Annotated in this window: 16 protein-coding genes and 1 pseudogene; 8 read left to right on the forward strand and 9 right to left on the reverse strand. The window is 60.0% G+C overall.

The window, feature by feature from the left end:
* Window positions 1-150: 150 nt before the first annotated feature.
* Entirely contained in the window at window positions 151-1,068 is a 918-nt protein-coding gene (locus P5706_RS14605) for an AraC family transcriptional regulator (RefSeq protein ID WP_285679666.1), read from the forward strand.
* On the opposite strand, the gene P5706_RS14610 is transcribed toward P5706_RS14605, so the two are convergent.
* Complete coding sequence (locus P5706_RS14610) at window positions 1,043-1,549, reverse strand: GAF domain-containing protein (RefSeq protein WP_056860185.1); 507 nt, start codon at window positions 1,547-1,549, stop codon at window positions 1,043-1,045. The genes P5706_RS14605 and P5706_RS14610 overlap by 26 nt on opposite strands.
* A gap of 51 nt (window positions 1,550-1,600) precedes the next feature.
* A complete protein-coding gene (proP, locus tag P5706_RS14615) occupies window positions 1,601-3,103 on the reverse strand; it encodes a glycine betaine/L-proline transporter ProP (protein WP_065931602.1) in 1,503 nt (500 codons plus the stop codon).
* Window positions 3,104-3,256: 153 nt separating this feature from the next.
* Here proP and P5706_RS14620 point away from each other — a divergent pair, with 153 nt between their 5' ends.
* Together P5706_RS14620 and P5706_RS14625 are read left to right on the forward strand one after the other, a co-directional pair.
* Window positions 3,257-3,787 carry a GNAT family N-acetyltransferase gene (locus P5706_RS14620; protein WP_285679667.1) on the forward strand — a complete coding sequence of 177 codons (531 nt, stop codon included), beginning with the start codon at window positions 3,257-3,259 and terminating at the stop codon, window positions 3,785-3,787.
* Window positions 3,788-3,930: 143 nt separating this feature from the next.
* The gene (locus P5706_RS14625; RefSeq protein WP_099549644.1) at window positions 3,931-5,334 is read left to right on the forward strand and encodes an MFS transporter; all 1,404 of its coding nucleotides are present in this window, start codon (window positions 3,931-3,933) and stop codon (window positions 5,332-5,334) included.
* Between the two features lie 137 nt (window positions 5,335-5,471).
* Here the strand turns inward: P5706_RS14625 and P5706_RS14630 are convergent, their stop codons facing one another.
* The 3 genes from P5706_RS14630 to P5706_RS14640 form a co-directional block, all read right to left on the reverse strand.
* The gene (locus tag P5706_RS14630) at window positions 5,472-6,764 is read right to left on the reverse strand and encodes a PQQ-dependent sugar dehydrogenase (protein ID WP_285679668.1); all 1,293 of its coding nucleotides are present in this window, start codon (window positions 6,762-6,764) and stop codon (window positions 5,472-5,474) included.
* Window positions 6,761-7,186: a DUF2231 domain-containing protein gene (locus P5706_RS14635; RefSeq protein WP_200433199.1), complete on the reverse strand. Its 426-nt coding sequence runs from the start codon at window positions 7,184-7,186 to the stop codon at window positions 6,761-6,763. The genes P5706_RS14630 and P5706_RS14635 overlap by 4 nt, the downstream gene beginning before the upstream one ends.
* Window positions 7,187-7,311: 125 nt before the next feature.
* Window positions 7,312-7,824, reverse strand: coding sequence for a GNAT family N-acetyltransferase (locus P5706_RS14640; protein ID WP_285679669.1), 513 nt, complete (start codon window positions 7,822-7,824; stop codon window positions 7,312-7,314).
* A 1,375-nt stretch (window positions 7,825-9,199) separates the two neighbouring features.
* Here P5706_RS14640 and P5706_RS14645 point away from each other — a divergent pair.
* The 4 genes from P5706_RS14645 to P5706_RS14660 all read left to right on the forward strand — a co-directional run bounded on the left by P5706_RS14645 (window position 9,200) and on the right by P5706_RS14660 (window position 12,267).
* On the forward strand, window positions 9,200-9,679 hold the full coding sequence (locus P5706_RS14645) for a P-loop nucleotide/nucleoside kinase family protein (protein ID WP_200434806.1): 480 nt from the start codon (window positions 9,200-9,202) through the stop codon (window positions 9,677-9,679).
* On the forward strand, window positions 9,676-10,440 hold the full coding sequence (locus P5706_RS14650) for a nucleotidyltransferase domain-containing protein (protein WP_285679670.1): 765 nt from the start codon (window positions 9,676-9,678) through the stop codon (window positions 10,438-10,440). The genes P5706_RS14645 and P5706_RS14650 overlap by 4 nt, the downstream gene beginning before the upstream one ends.
* A gap of 44 nt (window positions 10,441-10,484) precedes the next feature.
* Complete coding sequence (locus P5706_RS14655; RefSeq protein ID WP_200434808.1) at window positions 10,485-11,387, forward strand: LysR family transcriptional regulator; 903 nt, start codon at window positions 10,485-10,487, stop codon at window positions 11,385-11,387.
* A gap of 79 nt (window positions 11,388-11,466) precedes the next feature.
* Window positions 11,467-12,267, forward strand: coding sequence for an alpha/beta fold hydrolase (locus P5706_RS14660; RefSeq protein ID WP_200434809.1), 801 nt, complete (start codon window positions 11,467-11,469; stop codon window positions 12,265-12,267).
* On the opposite strand, the gene P5706_RS37220 is transcribed toward P5706_RS14660, so the two are convergent.
* The 3 genes and pseudogenes from P5706_RS37220 to P5706_RS14670 all read right to left on the reverse strand — a co-directional run bounded on the left by P5706_RS37220 (window position 12,264) and on the right by P5706_RS14670 (window position 15,254).
* On the reverse strand, window positions 12,264-13,031 hold the full coding sequence (locus P5706_RS37220; RefSeq protein ID WP_425540578.1) for a methyl-accepting chemotaxis protein: 768 nt from the start codon (window positions 13,029-13,031) through the stop codon (window positions 12,264-12,266). The two genes, P5706_RS14660 and P5706_RS37220, sit on opposite strands and share 4 nt — an antisense overlap.
* A gap of 135 nt (window positions 13,032-13,166) precedes the next feature.
* Window positions 13,167-14,216: pseudogene (locus P5706_RS37225) on the reverse strand (cache domain-containing protein); the annotation flags it as partial.
* Window positions 14,217-14,321: 105 nt separating this feature from the next.
* The gene (locus tag P5706_RS14670; protein WP_285679673.1) at window positions 14,322-15,254 is read right to left on the reverse strand and encodes a DMT family transporter; all 933 of its coding nucleotides are present in this window, start codon (window positions 15,252-15,254) and stop codon (window positions 14,322-14,324) included.
* A gap of 220 nt (window positions 15,255-15,474) precedes the next feature.
* On the opposite strand from P5706_RS14670, the gene P5706_RS14675 reads away from it, so the two are divergent.
* A complete protein-coding gene (locus tag P5706_RS14675; protein ID WP_285682735.1) occupies window positions 15,475-16,266 on the forward strand; it encodes an AraC family transcriptional regulator in 792 nt (263 codons plus the stop codon).
* 4 nt (window positions 16,267-16,270) lie between these two features.
* Here P5706_RS14675 and P5706_RS14680 read toward each other — a convergent pair whose 3' ends face one another.
* Window positions 16,271-16,915, reverse strand: a complete 645-nt coding sequence (locus tag P5706_RS14680; protein WP_285679674.1) for an aspartate/glutamate racemase family protein — start codon at window positions 16,913-16,915, stop codon at window positions 16,271-16,273.
* Window positions 16,916-16,950: the final 35 nt, after the last annotated feature.

The raw sequence follows: 16,950 nt of genomic DNA on the forward strand, positions 1-16,950 counted from the left end.
AGGTTGGTCTGCACATTTTCCCGGCATGGGCCGGCGTTCTGTAGTGCGTTCCAGTGGATTACTTGCCTGATCCTCTGAGTCTTGTGCGTAGTGGGCGACACTTGCCTGCCGTGCGCGATACAGTTCGGTCACGCGTTAAAAGAGCCTTTTATGACGATTAATCAATTGCCCCTGGACGCCTTGATCCAGGCGATCAACGCGCAGGTCGCGGCGCCCGGCGACTACCCCATGCCAGTCCCGGGCCTGGGCTTCTATCGGCGTGAGCAGCCGGCAGCGCCGGTGGTGTGTATGGTCGAGCCGTGTGTGGTGCTGGTGGTTCAGGGTGAAAAACAATTGTGGGTCGGCGGTGAAGGCTACTCCTATGACCCGACGCGGTTTCTGCTGACGTCTCTGGATATTCCGGCCAACTCCGAAGTGCTGGTTGCCAGCCCGACTCGACCCTGCCTGGGCCTGACCTTCAAACTAGACCTGCGCATCCTCGCCGAGCTGATCGCCCAGAGTGAGTTGCCGCCCACTCGGGAACGGGCGGTGATGAAAGGGGTGGGAATCGGCACGGTCACCGAAGGCATGCTGGCGTCGTTTGCACGCTTGGTCGCTTTGCTGGACGAGCCCGAAGCGATCCCGATACTCGCGCCGTTGATTCAGCGTGAGATCCACTACCGGCTGTTAAAGACCGATCAGGCCGGGCGCCTGCGCCGGATCTGCGCCGTTGACGGGCAGGGTTATCGGATCGCCAAGGCGATCGATTGGCTGAAGCTCAATTACACCGCGCCGTTGCGGGTGGAGGAATTGGCCGCGCGGGTGCAGATGAGCGCAGCCACCTTTCACCATCACTTTCGGAACCTGACGGCAATGAGCCCTTTGCAGTATCAGAAGTGGCTGCGCTTGAATGAGGCACGGCGCTTGATGCTCAACGAACATCAAGACGTGTCCAGTGCGGCGTTCAAGGTGGGTTATGAAAGCCCGTCACAGTTCAGTCGCGAGTACAGCCGGCTGTTCGGTGTGCCACCCAAGCGCGATATGGCCGCCTTGCGCGGCACGCTCACTGATCAAGCGGGCTCAAGTTAGCGAAGAAAATACAGCCGATCAGCCGCGCAAACAGGCTCAGGGTTTCCGGCAGGTTGGGGTCTTCAAACAGCATTGCCCGCGAATCCAGTGCGCACAACGCGCCGAACAGGCGGCCATCAGGCAGGAAGATCGGCGCACCGGCGTAGCTTTCGATGGCGAATTGCTTGACCACCGGGCGCGCGGCGAAGCGGCCGTTGTGGCTGATCTGCGGGATGAACAAGGTTTGCGGGTTAATGCAGAACTCGCTGCACAAGGTGGTTTCGAGGTCGAGTACGTCGTCGACATGAATACCCATGTCGGCCGTGTCATGCACCGAGCAGACGACCCATTCCAGGTCTGTGAACTTGGCGATGCCGGCGAAGCGCATGCCGGTGAGGCGGGTAACCAGTTGCAGGATGCTGGTGGTGGCTTCTATTTCGGCGATGGCAGCGCGCTCATCGGCGCTGAGTAGCGAGTGTGCTGCGGTGACGCTTGGAACCATGCTTTTGCACTCCAGGGCATGGCGGCACGGGCCGCCATGCAGGGTCAGTGTTTAGTTGATGCGTGGGTGCTGCTGCACCAGGTTCTGACGCTTGGCTTCCAGTTCGGCAATCTGAGTGTCGATGTCTTCGATCTTCTGCTCGATATTGTCGTGGTGCTCTTGCAGTATTTCCTTGGCTTCGGCCATGTCCGAGGCCGCAGGCGCTGCGCCGCGCAGTGGCTTGTTGGCGGTTTCCTTCATGGTCAGGCCAGTGATCAGGCCGACCACGGCAAACACCATCAGGTAGTAGGCGGGCATGTACAGGTCGTTGGTGCTTTCCACCAGCCACGCCACGGCGGTGGGGGTGACACCGGCGATCAATACCGAGACGTTGAACGCACTGGCCAACGCGCTGTAGCGCAGGTGCGTGGGAAACATCGCCGGCAGGGTCGAGGCCATCACGCCGATAAAGAAGTTGAGGACCACCGCCAGGATCAACAGGCCGGCGAAGATCAGGCCGATCTTGCCGCTGGTGATCAGCATGAACGCCGGAATGGACAGGAACAGCAGGCCGACGCTGCCGGCGATGATGAAGGGTTTGCGGCCGATCTTGTCACTGACAAAGCCAATGAACGGTTGCACAAACAGCATGCCGACCATGATCGCGATGATGATCAGTACGCCGCTGTTTTCTTTGTAGTGCAGGTTATGCGACAGGTAACTGGGCATATAGGTGAGCAGCATGTAGTAGGTCACGTTGGTAGCGGCGACGATACCGATGCAGGTCAGCAGGCTGCGCCAGTGCTGGGTCGCGACTTCCTTGAACGAGACTTTGGGGCCGTGGGTCAGGCCCTGGCGGTCGCCTTGTTCGAGCTTGTCCATGTGCTGCTGGAAGGCCGGGGTTTCTTCCAGCGCGTGACGCAGGTACAGACCGATGATGCCCAGGGGCAGGGCGAGGAAGAACGGCAGGCGCCAGCCCCAGGCCTCGAAGTCAGCTTCACCGAGGATCGTCGAGATCAGCACCACGACGCCGGCACCGAGCACGAAGCCGGCGATGGAGCCGAAGTCCAGCCAGCTGCCGAGGAACCCGCGTTTACGGTCCGGCGCGTATTCGGCGACAAAGATCGAGGCGCCGGTGTATTCACCGCCCACCGAGAAGCCCTGGGCCATTTTGCACAACAGCAGCAGGATCGGCGCCCAGATGCCTATCGAGGCGTAGCCGGGGATCAGGCCGATGGCGAAGGTGCTCAGGGACATGATCACGATGGTGGCGGCCAATACTTTCTGCCGCCCGTATTTGTCGCCCAGGGCGCCGAAGAACAGGCCTCCCAGCGGGCGAATCAGGAAGGGTACGGAGAAGGTCCCCAAGGCAGCGATCATTTGTACGCTGGGCGAGGCGTCGGGGAAGAACACTTTGCCGAGCACATAGGCGACGAACCCGTAGACACCAAAGTCGAACCACTCCATGGCGTTACCGAGTGCGGCGGCGGTGATCGCCTTGCGCACCTTGGTATCGTCGACGATGGTGATGTCTTTCAAACCGATGGGTTTGACGCTTTTCTTACGTAATTTCATGCGGGTTACTCTAAAACTGAACAGGGGAGGTGCCATCGTTGCGATGGCACCGCTCTGTCACTTCAGATACAAGCCGACACCAAATAATTCACCGCTATTTGCGTTTTTTTGCTGATGCGTTGAACTTCATGGCATCAACAAGGAATTATGCGCATGCCTGACGCCAACTCACGCCTGATCTACCGCAAGCCCGAAGCCAATGATGTGCAGCGATTGTTCGCGATCTTCGGTGACCCGCAGACAAACCTGTTCAATCCTGCCGGGCCGATGGTCAGCCTGGATCATGCCCAGCGTGTGCTCAACCATTGGCTCGAGCAGTGGGCCACCCAGGGTTATGGCTGGTGGGCGATTGCCCGTAAGGAGCAGCCCGAGCACCTCATCGGCTTTGGCGGCATCGCGCCGCTTAACTACCTGACCGAGCGTCGCATCAACCTGGGTTATCGCTTCGCTGTGGAGGCGTGGGGGCAGGGCTATGCCACCGAGCTGGGGCGGGATGCGCTAATACTGGCCTTCCAAACACTGAATTTGCCCGAGGTTTTCGGGCTGGTGCGACCCGATCACGCGGCTTCGATTCGTGTGCTGGAAAAGCTTGGCATGCAGCCCTTCGGCCTGCTCGACGATGTCCCGGGCAAGGCGCCCAGCCGGGTGTTTAGCGTTCGTCGTCCTACAACTGCTTTGAGCTGACTGTTTATACGGCTGAGTAATACCTGGATAAACGGCAATCTTTCAGATTGACACCGCCCAGGCGTCCCGCTATAAAAGTGACAGTTGTACGACGACATATGACGTTACATATGTCCTATCTAACAAAAATAAAAAGTGATGCCATGAATTTGAATGAGCCCATCAACGCCCACCGCGTCGGCCAGGCCGTCGGCAACTATCGCTGGACCATCTGCGCGATGTTGTTCTTTGCCACCACCGTCAATTACCTCGACCGCCAGGTGCTCAGCCTCTTGGCGCCGCAACTGTCGACGCAATTTGGCTGGAGCAACACCGACTACGCCAACATCGCTGCGGTGTTCCAGTTCGTTTATGCGATTGCCATGCTGTTTGCTGGGCGCTTTGTCGACAAGATCGGCACCAAGGCTGCCTATGTAGTGGCCATCGCCATCTGGTCCACCGGCGCGATCATGCATGCGTTCTCGGTGCCGATGGGCGCGGGCATTGCCTCGCTCAGCGCTGCCATTGGCCTGGCGGTGATACCGGTGTCGATTGCTGGCTTTATGCTCTCCCGCGCGGTACTGGCGATTGGTGAGGCGGGCAACTTCCCGATTGCGATCAAGGCCACCGCCGAATATTTCCCAAAGAAAGAACGCTCCCTGGCCACCGGCATATTCAACTCCGGCGCCAACGTAGGCGCGATCCTGGCACCCATCTGCGTACCGCTGATTGCCGGGATGTGGGGCTGGGAAGCCGCGTTTATCGTGATCGGCATGCTCGGGTTTGTGTGGGTGGCGGTGTGGTCGATGCTCTATGAGAAACCGGAGCAGCAAAAGCGCTTGTCCGCCGAAGAACTGGCCTACATCCGCAGTGACCAGACCGTGCAACCTTTCGCGCCTGAGCCTGTAGGGGCGACGCCGAAAAAAGTCTCGTGGTTCAAGCTGCTGACCTACCGCCAGACCTGGGCTTTCGCTTTCGGCAAGTTCATGACCGACGGCGTGTGGTGGTTTTTCCTGTTCTGGCTGCCCACGTACCTGTCGGCGCAATACAACATGAAAGGCGCGGATATCGTGATGCCGTTGGCCGTGCTGTACAGCATGACCATGGTCGGCAGTATCGGCGGCGGCTGGTTCCCCAGCTACTTTATGGCGCGCGGTGATGCCCCGTATGACGGCCGCATGAAAGCCATGCTGGTGATCGCGCTGTTCCCTCTGGTGGTGCTGTTGGCGCAACCGTTCGGTTACCTGAGCTTCTGGGTGCCGGTGTTGTTGATCGGCGTGGGCGCCTCGGCGCACCAGGCGTGGTCGTGCAATATCTTCACCACGGTGTCGGATATGTTCCCGCAAAAAACCGTGGCGTCGGTGGTCGGCATCGGCGGTATGGCGGGCGGCCTGGGCGGTGTGGTGATGACCAAGATCGGTGGCTGGGTGTTCGACTACTACAAGTCGATCAACGACATTCACACCGGCTACATGATCATGTTTGCGATCTGCGCCTTGGCCTACCTGGTGGCGTGGAGCGTGATGAAAGCGCTGGTGCCGCGCCATAAGGAAATCACTGACCTGTAAACCCGTCCCCTGTGGCGAGGGAGCTTGCTCCCGTTGGACTGCGTAGCAGTCCCATGCTCTTGAAACAAAGAGCAGGGGCCGCTTCACAGCCCAGCGGGAGCAAGCTCCCTCGCCACAGTGAAAAGATTAAATGGCGGTTATTTATTGCGCGTCACCCGCCAAACGGTGTTCGCCAGGTCGTCAGTAATGATCAGCGCACCTTTCGGGTCCACCGTTACGCCCACTGGGCGGCCACGGGTCTTGCCGTCATCGCCGCGAAAGCCAGTGGCGAAATCAATCGGTTCGCCCGCCGGCTTGCCGTTGCTGAACGGCACAAAGATCACCTTGTAGCCCACCGGGTTGTCGCGGTTCCAGCTACCGTGTTCGCCGACAAACACGCCGTCGGCAAATTGTTCACCCATGGCCGGAATCGAGAAATCCACACCGAGTGCTGCAACGTGGGAGCCCAGGCTGTAATCCGGCTTGATCGCGGCCGCGACTTTCATCGGGTTCTGCGGTTGCGCGCGTGGGTCGACGTTCTGGCCCCAGTAGCTGTAGGGCCAGCCGTAAAAGGCGCCTTCGCGCACCGAGGTGAGGTAGTCCGGCACCAGGTCGGGGCCGAGTTCATCGCGTTCGTTCACCACCGTCCACAATTGCCCCGAGCCCGGCTGAATGGTCAGCGCGGTCGGGTTGCGCAGGCCGGTCGCATAGGGCTTATGCGCGCCGCTGGCCGCATCAATCTGCCAGACCATGGCGCGGTCGATCTCCACTTCCATGCCGCGTTCGGTGATGTTGCTGTTGGAGCCGATGCCCACATAGAGCTGGCGTCCGTCTTCGCTGATGGCCAGGGATTTGGTCCAGTGATGGTTAATCTGCGCCGGCAGGTCGGTGATTTTGGTAGGCGGGCCGCTGGCTTTGGTTTGGCCGTCGGCATAGTCGAAGCGCACCAGGGCATCCTGGTTGGCCACGTACAGCTTGCCGTCGGCGAAAGCCAGGCCATAGGGCGCGTTGAGGTTGTCGGCAAACACGGTCTTGAGCTCGTAGTTGCCGTCACCGTCGGCATCGCGCAGCAACGTGATGCGATTACCGCTCTTGACCTTGGTGTTGCCCTGCGCCTTGATCACGCTGGCGATCACGTCCTTGGGCTTGAGCTTGGCAGCACTGCCGCCACGGCCTTCGGCAACGAGGATGTCGCCATTGGGCAGCACCAGGGTTTGCCGTGGAATGGCCAGGTCGGTGGCGATGGCCGTGACGCTGTAGCCTTGCGGCACCGTGGGTTTTTTCTCGCCCCAGGGTGTCGGCTCGGCAATCTTCATGCTCGGCAGCAGGCTGCTTTGTTGCTCGGGGAGTTTGGGGTTGGGACCGCGTGCCTGGGTCTTGTCGCCGGCGTCGCCGCACGCGCTCAGCAACAGCGCTGCGCTCAGTAAGGTCAGGGTATTGAGTGGGTTCATTTGGCAGCTCCCGAGCGCAGGTTGGTCAGGCCGATCCATGTGGCAATAATCGCCAGGACGGTCACGAGCACCGACAGCACCAGGCCCACAGGCATCATGGCGTAGGCGTCCTTGGCATGCTGGAACGCGTTGACCAACCCGAGTACCCAGGTGATCAGTAACAGCAGGAAGTACGCGGCGGGGCGCCCGGCTTTGTGCTCGGCACGCACCAGGTTGACCAGCGCAAACAACAATGCAAAGCCACAAAACACCAAGGCTCCGGCGATCAGCCAGGACGCGAAGTTGGCCCATTGGATCTGATAGGTCTGGCCATAGGCGATGTCACTGAGCAAGGCTCCGAGAAACAGCGGCACGGTGCCGGCCAACAGGGTTGAATGCAGCGGGCCAGGCCTGACGAGTGGGTAGGCGGGAAGGGTGGTCATAGGGTCGCGGCTCCTTGTTTATCCAACGCCCCGGGGCGGGGCAACGCATAGGGAAGGAGCGTAGAGCCTGGCGGATAGTTCAGCGTAATTCGTGTCGAAATATTATTTCAGGGTTTGCCAGGGCTTTAACGGGTCCACACATAGCGCACCTCTTCCAGCGTCACGCCACCGCGCACCAGCGTGCGACGGCTACCCGGGTCTTCGGTGCCGCCAAAGCTTGTATAAAAGCGTATGGCTCTTTGGTTTGCGGCTAAAACCCATAAAGAAATGCGTTTGTAACCCTGGTCAACCAAACGCTGGAAACCGGCCTGCCACAATTGCGCGCCGATGCCGTGGCCCCAGTAGTCTGCCAACACGTAGATAGCCATGACCTCTCCGGCTGTGGTCTCGGGCGTGTCCGCATCACGGCAAGGGCCCAGCGACAGCCAGCCGATAACGGTGCCATCCATTTCAGCGACTAGAGTGTCAGCCTGTTTGCTTTCAATTGAACGCGCCCAGTGAGCCTCTTTCTGCGGCAAGCTTGTGGTCAGCGAGGCTAGAAAAACCGCCGGCATCAGGTCCACATAGGCCTGTTGCCAACTGCGCACATGCACGTGGGCGATGTGCTTGGCGTCCTTGAGCATTGCATCCCGAATCATAACCATCCTTTGTCGGTAATTTGTCGAAACCAGGGTGCCAATTCACTGTTACAGAATCGGTTCTGGCGCTTTTCTGTGGGAGCTGGCTTGCCTGCGATAACCATAGGCATCTACACAAATATTGGCGTTTGTGGTGTTGGGCTGTTTTATCTTGGGGGCATATCCGTTATTTGGGTGATGGCGGCTTATGGTTCCGCTCTTACAGCGGGTCACTTTTGCAAGGACGCAAAAGTAACCAAAAGGTCCTCGCCCCACCACTCGGTGCCTCGCTTAGGCTCGGCATGCCCTCACTCCGGCTTGAATCCGTGGGCCGCCGCGATGGGCCATCCTTGGCCCAGCGCGGCTAACCCGGCGTCCTGCCGGGTTACCCACGGATTCAAGCCTGCGTTCGGCCATCGTGGTTAACGGGGCGTCTCAGATCAAAATCAAGATCAAGATCTACAGCACGGCGGCCTGAAAGCCGACCTGAGTGGTTGAAGCAAGAGCCAGATCAAGTGCAAAGCAAAAACCTATCTGAATACACTGAAGAACTGCTTTTCTGTGGGAGCTGGCTTGCCTGCGATGCAGACACCTCGTTACATCAGGCACACAGAGTTGATGCCTTCGCGAGCAAGCCCGCTCCCACAGTTGACCGCATGCAGTTTTGAATATGAGATCGGCTGCGGATTTGCATGCACTGAAGAGCCGCTTTTCTGTGGGAGCTGGCTTGCCTGCGATGCAGACACCTCGGTACATCAGGCACACAGAGTTGATGCCATCGCAGGCAAGCCAGCTCCCACCTATGACCGAGTATGGCTCTGCTGTTGCTGTTGCTGTTGCTGTTGCTCCGGCCCTTACATCCTTTTCGATGACGAAGTCAGCGGTCTTTTGATCTGCGCTTTTGATCTTGATCTGAAATCGCCCCGTCAAACACGATGGCCGGAATCTGACAGTGATTTGGGGGGTAAACCGGCAGGGATGCCGGTTTAGCCGCGCTGGGCCAAGGATGGCCCATCGCGGCGGCCCCCCAAATCACTGGCGGATTGCGGGCATGCCGAGCCTAAGCGAGGCACCGAGTGTTGGGGCGAAGACTTTTTGGTTACTTTTGTGTCTTTACAAAAGTGACCCGCTGTAAGAGCGGAACCATAGGCCGCCGTTACCTAAATAACGGATATGCCCCCCGCCCGCCCGACCCCAAGACCGCCTCAATGTTAACGTTGTGTAGATACCTTTGCTGCGATAGCGTCAACTGGGAGTGACAAAAAATGAGATGTCCGCATCGCAGCATAAGCATCTACACACTGTAAAAGGCATCCACATTCCCTGTGGCGAGCAGGCATTATGCAGAGGCCTGAAAACTGGCATGCTTCAGGGCCTGATAAAAGGAACCGTGTCCATGCCAACCCTGCACCTGCTGTGCGGCAAGATCGCCTCCGGCAAATCCACCCTGGCCAGAACCCTGGCGGCTGAACACGCCGCCATCGTATTGAGCGAAGACCATTGGCTCGCCACGCTTTACCCCGGCGAGGTCCGCTCGATTGCCGATTACCTGAGTTGCGCCCAGCGAATTCGGGGTGTGCTCGGGCCGTTGGTGATCAACGTACTGCAATCGGGCGTCAGCGTGGTGTTGGACTTTCCGGCCAATACGCTGGCTAATCGTGAGTGGCTGCTGAGCTTGGCCCAGGCTGCGCAAGTGCCGCACTGTCTGCACTATCTGGAACTGGATGACGCCACCTGCCGCAGCCGTTTGCATGCGCGCAATGCCCAGGGCGAGCATGATTTTGCCGCCACCGACGCCGAGTTCGACCTGATCACCCGCCACTTCTGTGTACCGAGTGAGGCCGAAGGCCTGGTGATTGAGGTGCATCACCCATGAGTACCTTGACCGGTGTAGATGCTCAGGGCTTTGTGCTGACGCTGGACGATGCCGCCTTCCAGCCCGAGTTTGAGCCGCTGCTGGCGGATGTCCGCGCCAGCCTCTCCCAGTCGGGGCTGGACAGCATTTATGTGTATGGCAGTGTCGCCAGGGGCGAAGCAAGCCCAGGCGAGTCGGACCTGGACCTTAGCCTGATTCTGCTCGATCCGCCCGATGCACAGGTGTTGGCGCACCTGGAAACGCTGCGCCAGGGGCTGGAGCAACGCCACCCGGTGGTCACCAAGATCGACTTTGATATCGGCCACCGCGACGAAGTACTGGCGCCCGAGAACGCGAATAAATGGGGCTTCTGGCTTAAGCATCATTGCCGTTGTGTGTGGGGCGAGGATCTTTCGCTGCGCTTTGCACGCTTGCAGCCTTCGCGCGCAATCGCCCTGGCCTTGAATGGTGACTTTGAACAGGTACTGAGTGGCTACCTCACCCGTATTGAACACGCTGGCAGCGCATCCGAACGCCTTCGCCTGCAGCGCGAGGCTGCGCGAAAGCTGATTCGAGCCACTAACACCTTGCGCGCCGACAACACGCCAAGCTGGCCACACACGCTCGAAGAGCACGTTGCAGCATTTATCCAGCGCCAGCCGACGATGCGCATCCAGATCGCGTACTTCCTGTTTGAGGCGCGCAACCCCAGTGCCGAAGGCGAGCCTTTTACCACGCGATTGCAGGCCTTTATCGACTGGATGGTTTCACAGCAGGCATAGATAGGTATATTGGCGTTCAACCTCACTTTACATACGCCGAACCTATGATCAACTTCCGCCTGATTCGCCACCTCTGGCTGTTCCTGGCTGTCGCCGAAGAACAGAACTTCGGCCGCGCCGCCAAACGCCTGGGCATGTCGCAGCCGCCCTTGAGCGAGCAGATCCAGGTGTTGGAGCAGGCGCTCAAGGTCACGCTGTTCGAGCGCTCGCGACGCGGTGCCAAGCTCACGCCAGTGGGCGCGGCGATCCTGCCGGCGGTGCGCAAGTTCGCCGAGCAGTTGGAGCGCCTGGAGCTGGCGGTAGAAGAAGCGGTGGCGGGGCAGTCGGGCATGCTCACCATCGGCGCGATTTCCACGGCGATGTTTGATGTGCTGCCGGGCCTGATCAACCAGCTCAAGCAGCAATACCCGCACCTCACCGTGTCGGTGCGCGAGATTGACAGTGTCGAAGCCGTGCCGGCGCTGGAGGCTGGCGATATCGACCTGGCCTTTGCGCGGCTGGACGGCGACCTGGGCCAGGCGATCCAGTCGTTGCCGTTGCGTGAGGACCGCCTGATGGTGGCCTTGGCCTGCGATCATCCGCTGGCGGCGCGCACCCGCATCAGCCTGTCGAGCCTGGCCAGCGAGCCGCTGGTGATGTTTTCGCGCAAAGTCAGCCCGGTGTATTTCGACAACCTGATTGCCACCTGCCGCGCCAACGGGTTTTCACCGCGAGTACTGCATGAAGTGCGCTCGGTGGCTTCGCAAATTGCCTTTGTCAGCTGTGGCCAGGGCATCGCGCTGGTTCCGGCGTCGTTGAAAAAGCTGGCGCCGGACAATGTGGTGCTGCGCGCACTTACGCAAAAGCTCAATGTGGTTACCACTGCCGTGGCCTGGAACAGCGAACGGCCCAACCCGTTGGTGACCGAGTTGGTCGCGCAGTTTCAGGCTCATACGATTGGCGTATGAATGCGTTCCGCTATCGGTCATTTACACGCAGCGGCAAACCCCGGAAATTGGCGGCCTGTTTGTCCAAGGAAACTGCACCATGTCGTTCGTTCACACCTGCGTACCGCTGACGGTAGATGGCGTTGCGCTGAACATCGCCGCCCTGCACCGTAGCGGCGAGGGCGCGCCTATCCTGTTCCTGCACGGGTTTGGTTCGACCAAGGAAGACTACGCCGATATTGTCCTGCACCCGGCTTTTGATGGGCGCGCCTTCGTCGCCTACGACGCGCCCGGCTGCGGTGAAAGCCAGTGCGACGATCTGTCGAAAATCAGTATTCCCTTGCTGCTGGAGACGGCCTTGCAGGTGCTGGAGCATTTCGATATTGAGCGCTTCCATTTGGTCGGCCACTCCATGGGTGGGCTGACCGCACTGATGCTGGCGCACCGTTGTGCGGATCGCGTGCTGAGTTTTACCGACATTGAAGGCAATATCGCCCCCGAAGACTGCTTCCTGAGCCGGCAGATAGTCGACTTCCCGGCGGACGATCCCGAGGCGTTTTTCAGTGCATTCATCGAACGCGCGCGCCACGCACCGGCGTATGCCAGTGCGCTGTATGCGGCGAGCCTGCGCCACAAAGTGCGCGCCGGTGCGGTACGCGGCATCTTCCAGTCGATGGTCGAGCTGTCCGACCACGCCGACCTGATGGGCAAGTTTCTAGGCCTGCCGTGCCCGAAGATGTTCATGTATGGCGAGCAGAACGCCTCATTGTCGTACCTGCCCCATATCCAGGCCCACGGTGTACGCCTGGCGCCGATTGCCGAGTGCGGGCACTTCCCGATGTATTCCAACCCGGTTGCGATGTGGCAACAGATCGCGGAATTTCACCGCAGTGCACGTTAGGATTTGAAACGCCCCACCAACCCATTCAGCTCCTGCGACAGGCCCGCCAACCGCCCCGAATCATCCTGCGCCGCGTTGGCCAGGCTCTCTACCAACCTCGCCTCGTCATAGATCTGTTGGATATGCCGGTTGATCTCTTCGGCCACGCTGTGCTGCTCCTCAGCGGCGGCGGAAATCTGCAGGTTCTGGTCGCGGATCTCGTTGACTGACAACTGGATGCCCTCAAAACTGTCCCGCGCGCTTTCGATGGACGACACGCTGGCGCGGGACAGGTCCAGGCAACTGCTCATCTTCTGGGTGACTTCTTCGGTCTTGCTGCCGAGGGTGCCGAGCAGTTGCTCGATCTCGCCGGTGGAGTCGGAGGTGCGCTTGGCCAGCGCGCGCACTTCGTCGGCCACCACTGCAAAACCACGGCCCTGATCACCGGCGCGAGCGGCTTCGATGGCGGCGTTGAGGGCCAGCAAGTTGGTCTGCTCGGCGATGGCGCGAATGGTCCCCAGGATCTGGTTGATGCTGCGGCTGCCGGCTTCCAGCTCCACCATGGCCTGGGATGACTCGGTCAGGCGGCGGCCCAGGCGGTTGACGTTATCGGTGGTGACCTCGATTTGCTGTTTGCCTTCGGCCACACGGCGATGGCCGTTCTCGGCCGACTGCGCAGCGCCGCTGCATGAACGCGCCACCTCGTTGGCGGTGGCGACCATTTCGTTGAACGCAGTAGACACCAACTCCACCGCCTCGCGCTGGCGCCCGGCGGCTTCGTTCATGTTGTGCGCCACTTCACTGTTGACCCGTGACGCGTCCTGCAAATTGGTCGAGGCCGCGCCGATATGCTGGATCAACTGACGGATCGCGGCGAGGAATTTATTGAACCAGCCCGCCAGCTCGGCAGTTTCATCCTTGCCCTGCACGTGCAGCTCATGACGCAAATCGCCTTCACCCTCGGCGATGGATTGCAAGCCGGTGCTGACCTGGCCGATCGGTTTGACGATCACCTTGGAAAACGCGGCGGCGATCAGCCCGAAGATCAGCACCAGTACGGCCACGATCACCGTGGTCAGGTAGGTCATGCGCGTCGCCGCCGCCATCACTTCGCTGTATTCGATCAGCCCCACGTACCGCCAGCCCAGGCCCGGCGAGGTCCAGACGTTGGCCATGTAGCGCACGCCATCGATCACCACTTCGGTAGAGCCTTGAGGCGTCTGCGCCAAATGCGCATACGGCGCGCCGAGGTCCTTGAGCGGTTTGAAGTTATGCGCGGCGTTGCGCGGGTCAACCAGCACCACGCCGTCCTCGATCAGCATCACGTAGCCGCTTTCACCGAGCTTGATGCTCTTGAGCAACTCGGTGAGGTTCTTCAGCGACACACTGACCACGAACACGCCCTTGGCCTTGCCGCTGTTATCCAGCAATGCGCGTGCGGTGCCCACCAGCGCCACATCATCCTTGTCGTAGTAGTAAGCCGGTGTGCGCACGGTCTTGTTGGGGCTGGCCATGGCGGCCTTGTACCAGGGGCGAGTGCGCGGGTCGTACTTGGCCAACTGCGGGTCATCGGGCCATTTGGCGTAGGTGCCGTCTTCGAGGCCGATGGACAGAATCGCAGCGGAAGGGTGGGTTGCACCGAACCGAGCAAACTGGTCGACCACCTTCTGCGCCTGAGCAGGCATTGGCTGACTCGCGGCGTTGGCAGGCTGATAATCCTTCAGAGTGTTCACGGAAGTGTATACAGGATCTGCGGACATTTGATCGACGTTCTGCAAGGTGCCATCGAAGAATTGCCGGATATTGCCATCGATCTGGCGTATCTCGCGGGTACTGCCGTCAATGAACTGGTCGACGGCCTCGGTCCGTGTATTCATGACTGAGATAACAGCGACCAGGCTGACCGGGATAAAAGCGACAGATACGAACGCGAGCACGAGCTTGTTTTTTATTTTCATCGGGGCGACCATCGGGCGAGAAGGCGATTTGCTATCAGTGTCTATTTCGGCCCGATGGTTATAAAGCTTTAGCGGTATTTTGTGTACAACAATAATTGATTTTGTTCGGTAAATTTTTCAGGTCGAACAGTGCGCCTGCAACCTGTTGGCGCGCAGCAGGTCATGCCCGCTGACGACCACGATACCGACCAACACCAGCAGCGAGCCGAGCACAAAAGACGCGTCCAAAGGTTCGTCCAATAACCACACGCCGAACCCCACGCCAAACAACGGCGTCAGGAAGGACAGCACGCCCAGGCGCGAACTGAGGTAACGGCCCAGCAGCCAGAACCACACCAGCAAACTCAAGAAAGAAAACACCACGGTCTGAAACGCCAGGCTGGCAATGGCGATACCGGAGAGATGTAAACGGGTTTGCCCGGTAGCACCTGCTATTAGCGCCAGTATCAGGCAGGCACCGGCCAGTTGGTAAAACAGGGTCAGCGGCGCGGGTGCTTCTGCCAACCTGGAACAGCGGATACTCAAGGTCGTCGCGCCCCAGGCGATAGCGCCCACGACGCCGAGTGCATCGCCGATACGCCGAGGCGTCAGCCACGTTTCACTCGGCGTGCCCGGTGCATAAAACGCCACGGCAATACCTGCGAACGCCGTGACGATACCCGCCCATTGCACACCACTCAGGCGTTCTGCCGGGAACCGAAAGTGCAAGCCAATCGCGGCAAACACTGGCGCGGTGTAGAGGAAAATCACCATATGCGCCGCAGAGGTGTAGCTCAGCCCGATCGACACGGCGATGTACTCAAGTGCAAATAACAACCCGACCAGCACGCCACCACGCCAGGTCTCCAGACGGCACTTCAGGCGATAACGACGCAGCGTCAACAGCAGCCCCACCATCACGGCCGCAATCCCCGAACGCAGGGCAATTTGCAGCACCGGCGCGACATCCGCCGCGGCCATTTTGATCGCGACCTGTTGCAGGCCCCAGACGGCGCACACTGCAACCATCAGGATGGCTGCTTGCTTATCAATCGGCTGACGACTTTCCACGGCACCACTCCTCTGACTCAATGACGTGAGTCTGGTGGTGTCGCAATACTTGGATATAGCGCCGAACCGCCAAGCGATAGTGATGAAGCGTCAATCGGTGGCGATAGCCCTGGCCATCGATGTCCTGATGGCCCGCCAGCATTTCTGTACGGCGCTACTGAAGAAACTGCACGCTATCGCGCATAATGCGTCATCCCTCGATCACTGCGCAGCCTCTCCCATGATCACGCCCGCCGAGCATCTGATCCTCGCGCCATTCACCGACGAGTTGCCCGCGCCGATCTACTTTCGCGCGGCGCGCATGCCCGCGTCGGCGGCGTACCCGACACACCGCCACCCGTGGGGCGAGTTCGTGTACTCCTTCAGTGGTGTCATGGAACTCAAACTGGACGGCGCGCACTTCATCGCACCGCCGCAATATGCGGTGTGGCTGCCGCCGAATGTGGAACACAACGCACTGAATCATCAGGAGGCCTGCCATTGTTCGCTCTATATCGCCAAGGTCTTGTGCGACCGCTTGCCGAGTGAAGCGTGCGCGCTGACTATCACGCCGCTGATTCGCGAACTGCTCGAAGAACTGCATGCGTCACCACCAGGGCCGGTGCAAACAGCCGAAGAAAGCCGCTTGCTCATGGTGTTGCTGGACCGCTTGAACCGCACCTCGCGTGTGGGCAGTTACCTGCCGGGCTCCAGTGACCCGGTGCTGGCGCCGATCCTCGATGCACTGGAGCAAAATCCCGCCGATGCGCGCTCTCTGGCCGATTGGGCGCGGTTGGTCAATGCCACTGAGCGCACGCTGTTGCGGCGCTGCCAACGGGATTTGGGCATGTCGCTGGCGCAATGGAAGCAGCGTTTGAAAGTGACGGCTTCGTTGCTGCAGCTTCGCGCCGGGACTTCCGTCGAGGCGGTCGCGTTTGATCTGGGCTACAGCAGTTCTTCAGCGTTCATCAGCATGTTCCGCAAGCTCACGGGGGAAACCCCGGATGAGTACCGCAAGAAACGGCTGAGCTGACGCATTAACCGGTGATTGCCTTCAAGGCAGCCTTCAGGCCGGCGGTCGCGCTGGTCAGCGGCATCGGCCCTGCCGTCACGAGAGCAGCGGCCCCGCCCATGGAGGCTTGGGCCAGCGCAACCACGGATGCGCCATCGATATAGGCCTGATCGGCCGCCATGGCGATGGTCGACAGGTAGCCCTCAATATCGCCCGCCTTGAACAGTGCCCATGCCCCTGGAACCAGTTGCACGTCAACGGTTGCGTCTGAGTGCAACGCTGCGCGCTGGAACAGGTTCGAGGTGGGAGCCAGGGTGGTTTCGACGGCGCATAACACCACGACCTTGCCGCCTGCTTGAACGGCGGTGAGAGCGAGGGCTTGGTCCGTCCTGAGAATGGATGATCGGATGCGCTCGTCAAGCTCATCAACCGATGGCCCCAACGTCGAGCAGGTGAGCAGCACGACGTCAGCGTGTTCAGCGAGTGAAAGCAATGCGTTGGCGGTTGAGGCCGCCACCTCAGGCGTGAGACCGCCCCTTTCTTCCACCGCGGACAGTAGATCGGCGTGTACTTCATGTTGCAAAACGGCGGGTGCGATCCCCAGTGCTTGTGCGGCTGCGTCGAAGACTGCAATGTTGCTGGCTGCGGTATGAAGGCAAGTGATGCGCATAGTGGGCCGCCCTGTTGAAAGTGTTGAGCCCCGCA

It is taken from the genome of Pseudomonas sp. ChxA, assembly GCF_030263855.1.
GTDB classification, from domain to species: Bacteria; Pseudomonadota; Gammaproteobacteria; order Pseudomonadales; family Pseudomonadaceae; genus Aquipseudomonas; species Aquipseudomonas fluorescens_CB.